General features: G+C 46.3%; 15 protein-coding genes and 1 other annotated feature. Of the genes, 7 read left to right on the top strand and 8 right to left on the bottom strand.

The window, feature by feature from the left end; genetic code table 11:
* Positions 1-32: 32 nt before the first annotated feature.
* Entirely contained in the window at positions 33-473 is a 441-nt protein-coding gene (locus ABD014_RS14510; protein ID WP_379339948.1) for a hypothetical protein, read from the bottom strand.
* Between the two features lie 283 nt (positions 474-756).
* Here ABD014_RS14510 and ABD014_RS14505 point away from each other — a divergent pair, with 283 nt between their 5' ends.
* From ABD014_RS14505 to ABD014_RS14495, 3 genes are all read left to right on the top strand, one after another.
* A complete protein-coding gene (locus tag ABD014_RS14505) occupies positions 757-1,905 on the top strand; it encodes an MFS transporter (protein WP_343862264.1) in 1,149 nt (382 codons plus the stop codon).
* Between the two features lie 152 nt (positions 1,906-2,057).
* Complete coding sequence (locus ABD014_RS14500; protein ID WP_379339945.1) at positions 2,058-2,198, top strand: hypothetical protein; 141 nt, start codon at positions 2,058-2,060, stop codon at positions 2,196-2,198.
* A gap of 153 nt (positions 2,199-2,351) precedes the next feature.
* Positions 2,352-2,699 carry a toprim domain-containing protein gene (locus ABD014_RS14495; RefSeq protein WP_343862261.1) on the top strand — a complete coding sequence of 116 codons (348 nt, stop codon included), beginning with the start codon at positions 2,352-2,354 and terminating at the stop codon, positions 2,697-2,699.
* Positions 2,700-2,730: 31 nt separating this feature from the next.
* On the opposite strand, the gene ABD014_RS14490 is transcribed toward ABD014_RS14495, so the two are convergent.
* The 3 genes from ABD014_RS14490 to trpS form a co-directional block, all read right to left on the bottom strand.
* Positions 2,731-3,330 carry an SCO family protein gene (locus ABD014_RS14490; RefSeq protein ID WP_343862259.1) on the bottom strand — a complete coding sequence of 200 codons (600 nt, stop codon included), beginning with the start codon at positions 3,328-3,330 and terminating at the stop codon, positions 2,731-2,733.
* Positions 3,331-3,343: 13 nt separating this feature from the next.
* Positions 3,344-4,279, bottom strand: coding sequence for a heme o synthase (gene cyoE, locus ABD014_RS14485; RefSeq protein WP_343862257.1), 936 nt, complete (start codon positions 4,277-4,279; stop codon positions 3,344-3,346).
* Between the two features lie 278 nt (positions 4,280-4,557).
* Positions 4,558-5,538: a tryptophan--tRNA ligase gene (gene trpS, locus ABD014_RS14480; RefSeq protein ID WP_343862255.1), complete on the bottom strand. Its 981-nt coding sequence runs from the start codon at positions 5,536-5,538 to the stop codon at positions 4,558-4,560.
* A gap of 133 nt (positions 5,539-5,671) precedes the next feature.
* Positions 5,672-5,948, bottom strand: a binding site (T-box leader).
* Positions 5,949-6,096: 148 nt separating this feature from the next.
* Here trpS and ABD014_RS14475 point away from each other — a divergent pair.
* Together ABD014_RS14475 and ABD014_RS14470 are read left to right on the top strand one after the other, a co-directional pair.
* On the top strand, positions 6,097-7,065 hold the full coding sequence (locus ABD014_RS14475; RefSeq protein ID WP_343862253.1) for an aldose 1-epimerase: 969 nt from the start codon (positions 6,097-6,099) through the stop codon (positions 7,063-7,065).
* Positions 7,066-7,238: 173 nt separating this feature from the next.
* A complete protein-coding gene (locus ABD014_RS14470; RefSeq protein WP_343862251.1) occupies positions 7,239-7,475 on the top strand; it encodes an alpha/beta-type small acid-soluble spore protein in 237 nt (78 codons plus the stop codon).
* 102 nt (positions 7,476-7,577) lie between these two features.
* On the opposite strand, the gene ABD014_RS14465 is transcribed toward ABD014_RS14470, so the two are convergent.
* Both ABD014_RS14465 and ABD014_RS14460 read right to left on the bottom strand, forming a co-directional pair.
* Positions 7,578-7,997, bottom strand: a complete 420-nt coding sequence (locus ABD014_RS14465; protein WP_343862249.1) for an O-methyltransferase — start codon at positions 7,995-7,997, stop codon at positions 7,578-7,580.
* A gap of 308 nt (positions 7,998-8,305) precedes the next feature.
* Complete coding sequence (locus tag ABD014_RS14460) at positions 8,306-10,114, bottom strand: M3 family oligoendopeptidase (protein WP_343862247.1); 1,809 nt, start codon at positions 10,112-10,114, stop codon at positions 8,306-8,308.
* A gap of 114 nt (positions 10,115-10,228) precedes the next feature.
* On the opposite strand from ABD014_RS14460, the gene ABD014_RS14455 reads away from it, so the two are divergent.
* Together ABD014_RS14455 and ABD014_RS14450 are read left to right on the top strand one after the other, a co-directional pair.
* On the top strand, positions 10,229-10,402 hold the full coding sequence (locus ABD014_RS14455) for a YycC family protein (RefSeq protein WP_343862245.1): 174 nt from the start codon (positions 10,229-10,231) through the stop codon (positions 10,400-10,402).
* Positions 10,399-10,638, top strand: a complete 240-nt coding sequence (locus ABD014_RS14450) for a hypothetical protein (RefSeq protein ID WP_343862243.1) — start codon at positions 10,399-10,401, stop codon at positions 10,636-10,638. The genes ABD014_RS14455 and ABD014_RS14450 overlap by 4 nt, the downstream gene beginning before the upstream one ends.
* A 91-nt stretch (positions 10,639-10,729) precedes the next feature.
* On the opposite strand, the gene ABD014_RS14445 is transcribed toward ABD014_RS14450, so the two are convergent.
* Together ABD014_RS14445 and ABD014_RS14440 are read right to left on the bottom strand one after the other, a co-directional pair.
* Complete coding sequence (locus tag ABD014_RS14445) at positions 10,730-11,428, bottom strand: DUF2225 domain-containing protein (RefSeq protein WP_343862241.1); 699 nt, start codon at positions 11,426-11,428, stop codon at positions 10,730-10,732.
* A gap of 275 nt (positions 11,429-11,703) precedes the next feature.
* A complete protein-coding gene (locus ABD014_RS14440) occupies positions 11,704-12,096 on the bottom strand; it encodes a globin domain-containing protein (RefSeq protein WP_343862239.1) in 393 nt (130 codons plus the stop codon).
* Positions 12,097-12,332 lie beyond the last annotated feature (236 nt).

Here is a 12,332-nt window from a genome sequence, read left to right as displayed (position 1 = left end):
ATGGTCATAATATTTAAGGCAGACCTTACCCGCTACTTGCGCTTTGCTTCTTCAATAAACGCCTCTATCGTATCATTTATCTTCCATTCACCCACAGATACGCCATGGAACTTAACCTTTACTTTACCATCACCGTCACTGCCTGTGACTTCAAGATTAGGCGTCTTAATCGTAAACGTTCCATCGCTATTCTGAGTGATTTCCGCTTCCGCTGCTTCCTTCTTCATCATCTGCAGAACTTCCGACTTGGTGATATCAGCAGCCTGGTCCTTCACCGTCTCTACCGCATTGCCAATATCCTTAAGAGATATGCCGCTGTATATAATGATGAACGCAGCGATGACAAGGACTAGCGCCCATTTGACTAAGGTCTTAACAAAATTCAGCACCAGAAATAGGATAACCAGGGCTACGACAATGACGAGCCAGTTTTGTTTTAGAAATTCAATCCACACATCAACATTCAAATCCATATCCATTAACACCCCTAAACTCTTAATCATTCATGTTCAAAAATGCCCGTATTCAGCACTTATTGAACTACCTTGCATATGTCAGAGCTACCCGATTAAGCTGACGCTCCCTTATTATACATGATGGCCAGTTCCAATGACAGCTTAACCCCAATTTAACAGGAAATCACAGAAAATTATGTACATCATGTACCGAAAGGGGGTATAAGTTCGTCCCAAGCAACGTACAAGTATAGCATAATGACTTTTAAGAGGTAACTCACTTTTAGAGGAGGGCAAGGCAGTGAAAATCGCTTTCTGGCTTTATTTTTTTATGTTCCTCGCTTTCTTCGACCTGCATGCGCAATATCCTATTCTGACGCCCTTTGCATTGTCACTCGGGGCTGCGCCTGCCTTTATTGGCTGGATGATGGGTATATATGCGCTAACACATCTGCCTGGCAATCTAATTGCTGGACAGGGCGTGGATCGCCACGGAAGCCGTGGCTATATGATATTCAGTCTGCTCTCTGGCGGAGCGATCCTCCTGCTGCAGGCCCATGTCACGGAGCCATGGCAGCTTCTCGTGCTGCGCTCGATTAGCGGATTTGTGCTTGCTTTCCTGTCCCCGGCCTGTCTGGCCCTGCTCGCTTCCCTGTCGAGCAACGCTGTGAAACAGGGGAAGTTGATGGCAGGACACGGGGTCATGCATACCCTTGCTTCCGTCGTCTCCCCGGCAGCCGGGGCCTTTCTTGTCGCCCGCACCGGTTTCACCCTTACTTTCCAGACGCTTGGCTGGCTCATGATCATTACCGGTGTTATCGCCATGTTCACGATCAAAGAAACGCCCAAATTAAAGACCACCCTACAGCAACCTATGAAGAAGGCACCTATGAAGCTCAATATCATTCCTATCTTTTTCTATTTGCTGCCCTTTGCCGTATCCTGCGCCCAAGGGATTCTATATTTTGAACTCCCGCTCCAGGCCGGTGGATTATCCGGGATCATGCACACTGGACTTTACTTCTCGATTATTAGCCTCGGGGCTCTGGCGACCTTATCGTTGTTGTTCCTGAATCACTTCTCGCCGTATATTAGAACCTATCTCGGAATACTCGGTATTGCTCTATCCTTCTTCTCCCTAGCAGCACTCGACTCGGTTCCGATTGTCATTTCGCTATTTGCCCTCGGCCTGGCCAAAGGTATCGTCTTCCCTGCCATGGCTTCCGTCTTTATCGACTTATGCGGGGGCAAACGGCTGGGAACCGTATTCTCACTGCAATCTATTGCGATGTCAATCGGTTCATTCCTCGGCCCCATTATTGCGGGAACGATGCATAATAACTACTCTCCTTACTTCTTTGCCTTCTTGCTCTTAATGCTGGTTATTATCGTCGTTCCTACCTGGAGAGCAAATATGCCTGCTTCCTTCACCGTACCAACGGAAAGATGAAGCAGTTGAGCAGGACTTTTTGAACAACCTCTATAGGGGCATTCACATATAATTTTGAACACGGTTAGGCCATTGCACAGGGCAGGAGCGTAGATTAAACATAGTATATTTTGTAGTTACTGACCCAAGCACAAAAAGGGAGGTGATCAAAAGTGGGTCATATCGAACCGTGTGGACCAGGCGGACCAGGCCCCGTCATCAGCCCAGGAGTTGGCGGGGCCTGGTCATCAGCAGGCACCATCTTGGTACTCTATATTTTGCTGGTGATTATCCTTCGTGCCCCTTTCTGGTAGGATGAAATCACTGCCCGCGGTCTGTCCCCCTCCCGACAGACCGTTTTTATCATGTTTTTGCATGTGATAGCGGTCAGGTATACACTATAAGTGCATGTTTTTGAACAACCTCTATAAGAATTAACCACCCCAACGTAATCGAGGTGAACCGCCATGCCGATCAGCATCATCGTCGAAGGCAAGAATGATCGCAGTAAGCTGCGCAGACTGCTTCATGAAGAGATACATATTCATTGCACCTTCGGAACCTTGAACAATCTCAAGCTGGAATCGCTCCGTAAGCAGGTTGGAGATGATGAAGTTTACTTATTTATGGACAACGACGCTTCTGGCAAGAAGATCCGTGCCATTTTACGGGACACCTTCCCGGATGCCTTCCAGATCTATACGAGAAGAGGCTATGCCGGTGTGGAAGGTACACCTGACGAATATATCATCGCCCAATTAGAAAAAGCCGGGCTAGAGGAATATATTGAATATCCTCCTCCCGGCTTCGTCTGAAAATGAGACAAGCCAATATGAAGCTGAATTACTATTCTTTGGCCAGATTGATAACCCCTTGGGCGATCTCCTGAGGCGTAGACTCTGGACGGTATATTTCCCGCAGGTTGCCGTCCCGGTCAACTAGACCAATCAGATCCATATGGACAAAATTGTTATTCTGATCTTTATTAATTAAAATTTTGAATGAGTTCATGGCCAGATCCATCGTCTTCTGCTGATCTCCCCGCAAGAAATACCAGCCTGAATAATCGGCCTTAAATTTGTCTCCAAATGCCTTAATCGCTTCGCGCGTGTCTCGCTCCGGATCGAAGGAAATCGAGATGATCTCGGCATCCTTGCCGAACACCCCTTTATCCTTGAGGAGGTCCTGTACTTGACTTAAGCGGAAGGTCGTGAGTGGACACACATCCGGGCAACTGGAGAAGAAGAAATAAAATAGCCGAACCTTGCCGTTCGTATCCTCTAACGTAATATTGCGCCCATCTACATTTTCCAAGCTGAAGCTCTCAACTGGCCGGATAATCGGCAGCTTGGGCTTGGCATAGGTAGTCCAGAGCAGATACCCCGCCATGATGATACATAACGCCAGCAAAATCCAGGTCCATTTATATTTCTTGAGCAACGACATCCTCAAACCTCCATTACAATCGTACTGTATCGAGAATCATGACGATCATGCTGACTGTCAAATAGTTGATTGAGAACAAGAATACCCGCTTCGCCCAAGCATCGTTTTCCTGTGAACGGAAGCCTTTTAGCGCCATCAGCAACCAGGATACGGACAGAAGCTCACCAATGATAAGGAACCACATTCCTGTATAATCGTAGACATACATTAATATAGGAATAGGCAGCAGTAGAACCAGATAAGGAATCATTTGCAATTTCGTTCTCGGAATTCCCTTGACGACTGGCAATAACGGGAAACCCGCCGCCCGATACTCCTCTACACGCCGGATGCCGAGCGCCCAGAAATGAGGAGGCTGCCATAAGAACAGCATCGCGAATAACAGAACAGCGCCGAGGTCAACCTTACCTGCAGCCGCTACATATCCGATCACCGGAGGCATAGCTCCTGAGATCGCTCCAACTGAGGTACTCCAGGTCGAGGAGCGCTTCAGCCATAACGTATACACAACGACATATACGAGCATGCCAACGACACCAAATACACCGGCCAGCAGGCCGTTGCCGATAAATAGTACAGACAATCCCAATATGCCTAGTATAACAGCATACCAGAGCACCGTCTTCGGCGACATCTTCCCAGTAGGAAGGACACGATTCTGTGTGCGGGCCATCTTCATATCCAGATCACGGTCAAAGTAGTTGTTGAATACACAGGAGGAAGCCATGACCAGTACGGTTCCCAGCAACATGAGGATCAGTTTGCCGTATTGTAAATGCCACCCTGAGGCCACCCAAAAGCCAGCAAAAGCCGCGATAAGATTTGAACGCAAAATACCTGGTTTGGTTAGCGCGATAAAATCCTTCCAAGTCGCTGTTTTTCCTGGAGGAGTAGGTCTCACGGACAATGCTGCCGATTCTGAAGGTGCAGTGTAAGAAATTCTGTCCATGTCAGATATTTCCCCCTAACTATAAAATTTGTCTTCCTATATAAAGAAGTTCACGAATAATTCAATGAATCCATATTACACTATAAACTTTATCATACCAAGAAGCAGAAATGTTTGACAATCATCCGATAAAAAGCAGTGATTGTGACAATTTAATGAACAGAAATTGTATAACAGAATTGCAATTTTACTATTAAAAAGCCCGGGCATCGATTATGCCCGGGCTAAGTTCTGAATTAATAAATATGTGATCAAAAGTGGACTTTTTAAACTTTCCCTTAGAGGAGGAAGCCCATCATTCGTTGTACATCCTGCAGTACCTTCTCCGCTTCCTCGTTAGCTCTCAATGCGCCTTGACGCAGAATGTCATGAATTTCTCCCGAGTTTCGGATTTCATGATAACGCTGCTGAAGCGGTTCAAGCACGCTAACGACAACTTCAGCCAGATCCTTCTTGAACGGCCCGTACATTTGGCCTTCATATTTCTGCTCCACCTCAGCCACGGACAAGCCAGAACATTGACTGTAGATCGTGATAAGATTGCTTACCTCCGGTTTCGCTTCCGTGTCAAATCTAACCTCACGTCCCGAATCTGTCGTCGCCCGGCTGATCTTCTTACGAATTTCATCCGGGGTATCGAGCAGTGCGATATAGCTTCCCGGGTTCGGGTTACTCTTGCTCATCTTCTTGGAAGCATCGTCAAGTGACATAATTCTGGCGCCAACCTTTGGAATATAAGGATCAGGGAGTGTGAAGTATTCGCCAAAGCGGCTATTGAAGCGCCCTGCCAAATCACGTGTCAATTCGAGATGCTGCTTCTGGTCTTCCCCTACCGGTACCAGATCAGCATTGTATACCAGAATATCCGCAGCCATGAGTGACGGATAGACAAACAATCCTGCACCTACAGATTCTTTACCTGCTGCCTTATCCTTGAACTGGGTCATCCGCTCCAGTTCTCCCATTGATGTCAAGGTAGTAAGGATCCATCCCAACTGAGCATGCTGACGGACATGGGACTGCATGTACACGTTGGATTTATTCGGATCAATACCAGCAGCTACGAACAGAGCCGCTACAGCCTCGGATTGCTCACGCAGATTAGCCGGATCTTGCGGAACTGTAATCGCGTGCAGATCAACAACCATAAAGTTACAGGAGTAATCATCCTGCAACGTAACGAAATTTTTCAGAGCTCCAATATAATTACCGAGCGTAAGCTTGCCGCTAGGCTGAATGCCAGACAGAACTTTTTTCATAAAAAACTGCCTCCTCCATATATTTAGATTTAAAGTTTGAAGTGAATGTTCATAAGTACGGTTTTCAGCACTGGACCACTCTCAAGTTTACTTCGTAATCAAAAGCAGACGCAAAAAAGGTCTCACATCCCTGTGAAGGGACGTGAGACCGTGGTGCCACCCTTATTCGTATAGAACGATAACCAACAGCCGCGACGATCTGCTCGCCTTAAGCCGCTGGAACTATACCTCTAATATCCGTAACGTGGATTGACCGTCCGGTAATACTTGCAAAAGGCTCGATTTCCTTTTGGGTTCATCCGGAACTCCGGGGTCCATTCAGCAAAGTCATTCCTACCGGTTCGCATCCAACCACCGGCTTTCTGAAGGAAATAAGAACATTGTCTACTTGTCCCCATCATCGTGTTCATTTATGATATTCTAAATTATACTCATCATAATTGGCTTATTATACAATGTCAAATCTATTTTTCGTCCTCGAAAAAAAGTGTTATGATAGTGCTAAGCTTTTTTAAAACCGATTATTTCAGATGAATATGTGGGAAAAGGAGCAACGATATGAAAAAAGTGACCAAAGGACAATGGAACGGTTATGACACGTACATTTTAAATAGCCGTGAACTTGAAGTCACACTGCTACCCCGCCTTGGTAATAATGTAATCAGCATTTGGGATCATGTTGAAAAGCGCCATGTTCTTCGTCATCCTGAGGAGAATGAGCTTGAATTCTACTTGCAGAAGCCTTACCATTTTGGCATTCCGATGCTCATTCCACCGGGTCGTATTCGCAAAGGACATTTCACCTATGCAGGACAGGAGTATCAATTTGACCGGAACACGGCCAATGACAATCATATTCATGGACTTCACCGTACACAGAGCTGGTGTGTCAGCGATATCGAGGAAGACGATGAAGGCTGTGCCGTAACTACTGAGTTTTTAACTTCCGATGACCCGAATTGGATGCGTCAGTATCCCGTTCCGCTCAAGTTAGAAATGACGCTCAGGCTTCAGGGTGCTTCGCTGAAGCAGACTTTCAAGGTAACCCATTTAGGTGATAAACCAGCTCCGTTCGGCTTAGGTTTACATACCTGGTTCCTGCTAGACGGCAAGCCTGAGGAGTGGACGCTCAAATTACCGGTATCCGCCATCTATTCCTCGAACGAGGAACTGATTACGACCGGAGATATCGCGCCTTTGGGCGAGCTTAATGCCCTTAATGACGGATTAAATCTGAGCGGTACCAACTTCGATACGATGTTCCAAATTGGAGACAAACCCGTATCGGCCGATCTGCTCCGCAAGGATGGATACGGACTTCATTACTCCGCAGATCCAGCTTATTTCAAGCATTGGGTGCTGTATACAAAAGGCGAAGCCGACCAATTCTTGTGTATCGAGCCCTATACATGGCTGCCAGATGCCCCTAATTCCAAGCATCCTGCCTCTGTCACAGGTCTGATTGACCTACAGCCAGCACAGACATTGGAATTCTATGTGAACCTGGATATGGTTTATCCTAGCTAAGCTACAGAATGATATTCAAGAGAGCCTTCCTTTATCGGAGGGCTCTTGTTTTTTTGTGTATAGGGTGCCTACAAATTTCAAACAATTACCACTTTGCAAATTAGCAGTTATACTGAATATTTTATTCTGCAAAAACCATACTAACATCACAAAGGCCAAAGGAGGTGACAAACATGGCAGGTCAAAACCAAGGCCGCGGAAACCGCTCTAACAACCTTGTCGTTCCTGAAGCAAATTCTGCATTACAACAATTGAAGATGGAAGCTGCACAAGAGTTGGGCGTATCGATCCCGCAAGACGGCTACATGGGTAACTATACTTCTCGTGAAACCGGCTCCTTAGGAGGATACATCACTAAACGTCTGGTTCAAATGGCAGAGCAGCAATTGTCGGGTCGTTCTAACATGTAATTCGCTCTCTCCTGTTCACACCTATAGAAAGACAGGTGATCTGCATCGGCAGGTCGCCTGTCTTTCACTATGATATCCAAGTTCCATAATTCACTTAAAAAATTATGAAGATAAATCTGATCCTTTGTATGTATTCGCTGCATTTACTTTTGGATACCTCTGAATCATTAGGTTTGCCATATTATAATTGGACTCCAGAATAGCATCAACCATAATGGTGCCCTTCTTCAATACGAACTCATAGCTAATCTCTCCATGAGTCCAATAGCGCTTGTACTTCAAAGCCTCAACTGCCATCACGCGAAAAGAATGAATCTGTTCCGAAGATAAGCCCTGTCCTTCTTCCTCCAAATGACCGTTGCGGCCAGTGATCGGATTGTGGCGAATGCCGAATTTACCAATTATATTATTGCGAATCTGAATAAATACAGTGCCTGATGTCATACCTCCAAGTTCTACGGATAATTCCTTAAATACAATATCGACCTGTCTTGCCAACGAGAGCTGATCGACTGTCAGCATACTCCCCCTCCCTTCCTATGTTATCCCCTTGAACTAGGGCTTATGTCTCATTATATTCCAGTATATTCTATTATTCAACAATTAAGAACAAAATTGGTTATAAATTACTATATAAATAACGACTTTATACCCTATTTTCCAGCTAAAATTACATAATTAAACAAAATTCTTCGTTAATGGATTCCCCCCATTCTCAGCCCATGCCTCTCATTCGTAATTACATTCCTCAATAATTGGGGTAGCAAACCGAATTATCATAAAAAAGCCGTCCCTGGTAGGAATGGCCTACTTGGGACGGCTCGTTCGCCTTACTTGGTCATATCAAGGAACATTTGCGCATCCGCGACAGCTAGAGCCATCGCCTCGCGCCAGAAATCAGGCTTCGTTAAATCTGCATTCAAGTGCTTGGACGCCAATTCTTCTACTGTCATGCGACCCGTATCACGAAGAATAGCATCATATTTCTCCGCGAAGCCCTCTCCTTCCTTCAGCGCCCGGGCATAAATGCCGGTACTAAACATGTAGCCGAAGGTGTACGGGAAATTGTAGAACGGCACATCAGTAATGTAGAAATGCAGCTTGGATGTCCAGAAGAGAGGGTGGTAATTTCCAAGCGCTCCATGATAAGCTTCACGCTGTGCTTCTTCCATCAGAGCCGACAGTTCAGAAGCATCCAGCATACCTGACTTCCGCTTCTCGTAGAAGCGGGTCTCGAACAGGAATCTGGCATGGATGTTCATGAAGAAGGATACACTGTTCTGCACTTTCTCGGCGAGCAGTGCCAGCTTCTCTTCTTCGCTTCCCGCATTTTTCAGAAGCGCATCCGCTAGAATCATCTCAGCAAAGGTTGAAGCTGTCTCGGCAACGTTCATTGCATAATCCTGATTGAATTGCGGCAGCTCTTCCATCAGATATTGATGGTACGCATGTCCCAACTCATGAGCCAGGGTAGAGACGTTCGAGTAGTTGCCGCCGAAGGTCATAAATATCCGTGTCTGCTTGCTGACCGGCAATGAGGTACAGAAGCCTCCCGGACGCTTGCCTGGGCGGTCTTCAGCTTCAATCCAGCCGCGGTTAAATGCCTCAGTCGCGAATTCAGCCATCTTCGGGCTGAATTTTCCAAATTGCTTCACAATATCTTCTGCTGCTGCTTGGTAGCTTATCTTCGTCTCCGACTTGGCAAGTGGTGCATCCACATCGCTCCAGCTAAGCTGTTCCACCCCGAGCATCTTGGCTTTACGTTCCAAATACGAGACAAAGATCGGTTTGTTCTCTTCTATGACCTGCCACATCATATTTAGCGTCTCTCTGGACATACGATTGATTTGAAGTGGTTCCTTCAACGCATCTTCCCATCCGCGCTTCTCATAAAGTTTCAATCGGAATCCAGCCAATCTGTTCAATGTATCCGCGCTATAATCGGCTACATCTCCCCAGGCCTTCTCCCATTCCACGAACGTTCTCTCGCGAACTGCACGATCCGAATCGCTCAGCTTATTGGCCGCCTGACCGACGGAGAGCGTAGATTTCTTCCCTTCATCATCAGTAAATTCCACGCCAACTTTGGCTACAATCGTATCGTAATGCTGTCCCCAGCCATGGTATCCATCCACGGCCAAATCCGCAGCCAGATTCTCCAGTTCCGGAGAGAGCTTCTCACGAGCGGAATTACGCTTCTCATTCATGATGAAGGCAATTGGGGCGATCTCATCCCGAGCGATCCATTCCAGCCAAACCTGATCCTCCGTATCGCGCAGCAAACTCTCGAACAATGTCATCACATTCTGCAGCCCTGCCCGCAGCGAGGTTACTTTGCCAGTTAGCTGAACCGCCTTCTTATCATGCTGGTCCTGAGCCGTCAGACATTCAACAAAGGCTCCTGCTTCAAGCACTCTTGCCTGGGCACTTTGCAGCCCCTCAATCGTCTGATCCAAAGCCCGTGTCTCATCTAGATTTCTTGGCGCTGACGCTTGCTTCAATGCCGAATGAAGTTCGGTAAGAATACGGCCCAATTCATCCAGAAACTTCGCGAATTCCTCTGAGGCAGAACCTCCTGGGAAGATGGAGTCCAGATTCCAAGTCTCTACAAGCTGGTCATTTACAGATACCTGTTTCATTGATATATCATCCTTTCTTCTTTTAACCTGCCTCGCAGGAACTGTGGAACTGATTCAAGTAAAAGTGTATAACTATAGGTATACGCTTATTCTAGACAGGAGGCATGTTCCACTATGAAACCATTGCAAATCTCGCCGGAAACGGCCGTGAAGCTGGCCGCAGAACTGAAAGTTCCGATCGAGCACCTAATGCATATGCCACAGCATATTCTGCTGAAGAAGATTGCTGAATTAGCCAGCAAAGACAGCGGGAGCAACCCTTCTGATGTTAAGGATGAATCAAAATGATTCCTTTTAATAAAGCTCTGCCTTATGACATCATTATGGGTGACGTTTATGTCCCGCAATGTCCTTTCTGCCAAAGCGATAACGTTCTGCTTGCCAAATTTAAGCCGGACGATATCGTTCGTGTGCGGGAGGGTAAGAAAAAACTCTTGGTCTTCCCTTGCTGCGGCAATAAAATTACGGTGCTAGACAGCGACAACGATTACTTATTAACCGATACTATCGTACGCAAGGATTAAATAACCAACGGTTAATTCATATGCAAAAAAATAGGGGCTATTCTATATTCATATTTGAATGATCAAGGATCGGATAAGCCCCTATTTTCGGTTAATTTTGCATCTCCTCAGGCAATTCATGCCCACCATTCAACATTTCTTCGCGCAATACTGCCCACTGTTCTCTCGAAGCCCGAATCATGGAAGCATCCATAATCTTCTTGTCATTAATGACTCTCGAGAACCATTTCACGGCATCATTATAATTGCCCGTACGGCGATTCAACTCTCCGATCAGATACATCAGCCTGGCGTCATTGCCAAGATTGCTCTCCGTCTCGTATACGCGTATGTAAGATTCTAATGAGTACTGTAAGAAACGCTGCTCCTGCTCACGATCTTCTTTATACCGATACAGCCAGGATATATGATGCAGAAGACTTGCGATGATCCGTTCCTTCTCATTAATCGTCTGGGCGCATAGTAATCCGAGCTTGTATGTCTCAAGCGCCGCGCTCCAGTCCCGCTTACCTCCATAATCCCGCTTGATCAAGCGCGTCTCAATTTCCTCATGAAAACGTGCAGTCTGTCGTTCATTAAGACGTTCGGTTGAATTTTCTGTAGAGGCAAACCCACAGAATGGGCACACCCGAACCACGTAATAATCCGGATTCTCATTGCGATAATATCCACAAAAATCGGTATCCGTTTTTATCGCTCTTTTGAAGCTGGGGCGGACACGGGAGGTCGTGAATTCATTCTCGCAATAGTTGCATGTCACTTTAATTGTAAAGAGAGGTTCTAGTTCCAAGCTGCATACTTCCTTTCCGTCTCTCATTAAAAAGGTTGTTTAAAAAGTCCCCTTTGATCACGAAGTAAATCATGAAGCTATCAAACAAGGCATCGATCTTGAATTCAGCCGGGCCTAAGCGAATACTTACGAAGTTATGTTTCCTACGGAAACATCTTAGGTGCTCACGTACAAACTACGTACGCTCCGCTCAGCCCTAGCTTCATTCAACCTTCTCGGTGCTGAAAGTCTGACTTTTTAAACTTGCACTTAAAGGGGTGCCACCCCTCAAGAAGTCAATCATTCGTGCTGCTTTCTGTATTCACAAAATGATGCGCAGGGCCCGACAGACGCTGGATAACGAAGCTTCGCAGCGGCTCATCCACCCCGATCTCCTCGAGCGCTGCACTCATGCAAGCCAACCAGGCTTCAGCTCGTTCGGGTGTAACAGGAAAGGCCATGTGGCGTGCCCGCATCATCGGATGACCGTGCATATCGGAATAAAGAGATGGCCCCCCGAAGAACTGAGTCAGGAACATATACTGCTTCTCCATGACCGGGTTAATATCTGCAGGGAATAGCGGACCGATAAGCGGATCAGCTACAACGCGCGGATAAAAAGCCTCGACTAAACGTCTGATCGTCTCTGCCCCGCCAAGATTATCGTAAATACTCAGATTGGGGTTCACCCTGCATTCATCTCCTATTCGTCTATAGAGCTAATTTATCGCACATATAGAAGCTGTACTTAGATAAATTATACCAAAAAAAAATAAAAGCTCCTATCGGAGCTTGTTACAAGTAGTAAATTTAGTTCGTTAGTAGCTACGCCAGTCCTCTTCACCAGGATGGACAAGAGAGGCACGAATGACGTATACAAAGGCGCATACGAGAACACCGGCAACAAAACTCATATTCAACACCC

The sequence above is a fragment of the Paenibacillus motobuensis genome, from assembly GCF_039521865.1.
Taxonomy (GTDB): Bacteria; Bacillota; Bacilli; order Paenibacillales; family Paenibacillaceae; genus Fontibacillus; species Fontibacillus motobuensis.
The sequence above is the reverse complement of the archived record's forward strand: the minus strand, read 5'-3'. Positions and strand labels throughout refer to the sequence as shown.

Coding starts and splice junctions, on each gene's coding strand:
- cyoE (WP_343862257.1), bottom strand. CDS start 4,279: ATGGACAGAATTTCTTACACTGCACCTTCAGAATCGGCAGCATTGTCC.
- ABD014_RS14460 (WP_343862247.1), bottom strand. CDS start 10,114: ATGAAACAGGTATCTGTAAATGACCAGCTTGTAGAGACTTGGAATCTG.
- ABD014_RS14510 (WP_379339948.1), bottom strand. CDS start 473: ATGGATTTGAATGTTGATGTGTGGATTGAATTTCTAAAACAAAACTGG.
- ABD014_RS14470 (WP_343862251.1), top strand. CDS start 7,239: ATGGCAGGTCAAAACCAAGGCCGCGGAAACCGCTCTAACAACCTTGTC.
- ABD014_RS14465 (WP_343862249.1), bottom strand. CDS start 7,997: ATGCTGACAGTCGATCAGCTCTCGTTGGCAAGACAGGTCGATATTGTA.
- trpS (WP_343862255.1), bottom strand. CDS start 5,538: ATGAAAAAAGTTCTGTCTGGCATTCAGCCTAGCGGCAAGCTTACGCTC.
- ABD014_RS14455 (WP_343862245.1), top strand. CDS start 10,229: ATGAAACCATTGCAAATCTCGCCGGAAACGGCCGTGAAGCTGGCCGCA.
- ABD014_RS14495 (WP_343862261.1), top strand. CDS start 2,352: ATGCCGATCAGCATCATCGTCGAAGGCAAGAATGATCGCAGTAAGCTG.
- ABD014_RS14475 (WP_343862253.1), top strand. CDS start 6,097: ATGAAAAAAGTGACCAAAGGACAATGGAACGGTTATGACACGTACATT.
- ABD014_RS14490 (WP_343862259.1), bottom strand. CDS start 3,330: ATGTCGTTGCTCAAGAAATATAAATGGACCTGGATTTTGCTGGCGTTA.
- ABD014_RS14450 (WP_343862243.1), top strand. CDS start 10,399: ATGATTCCTTTTAATAAAGCTCTGCCTTATGACATCATTATGGGTGAC.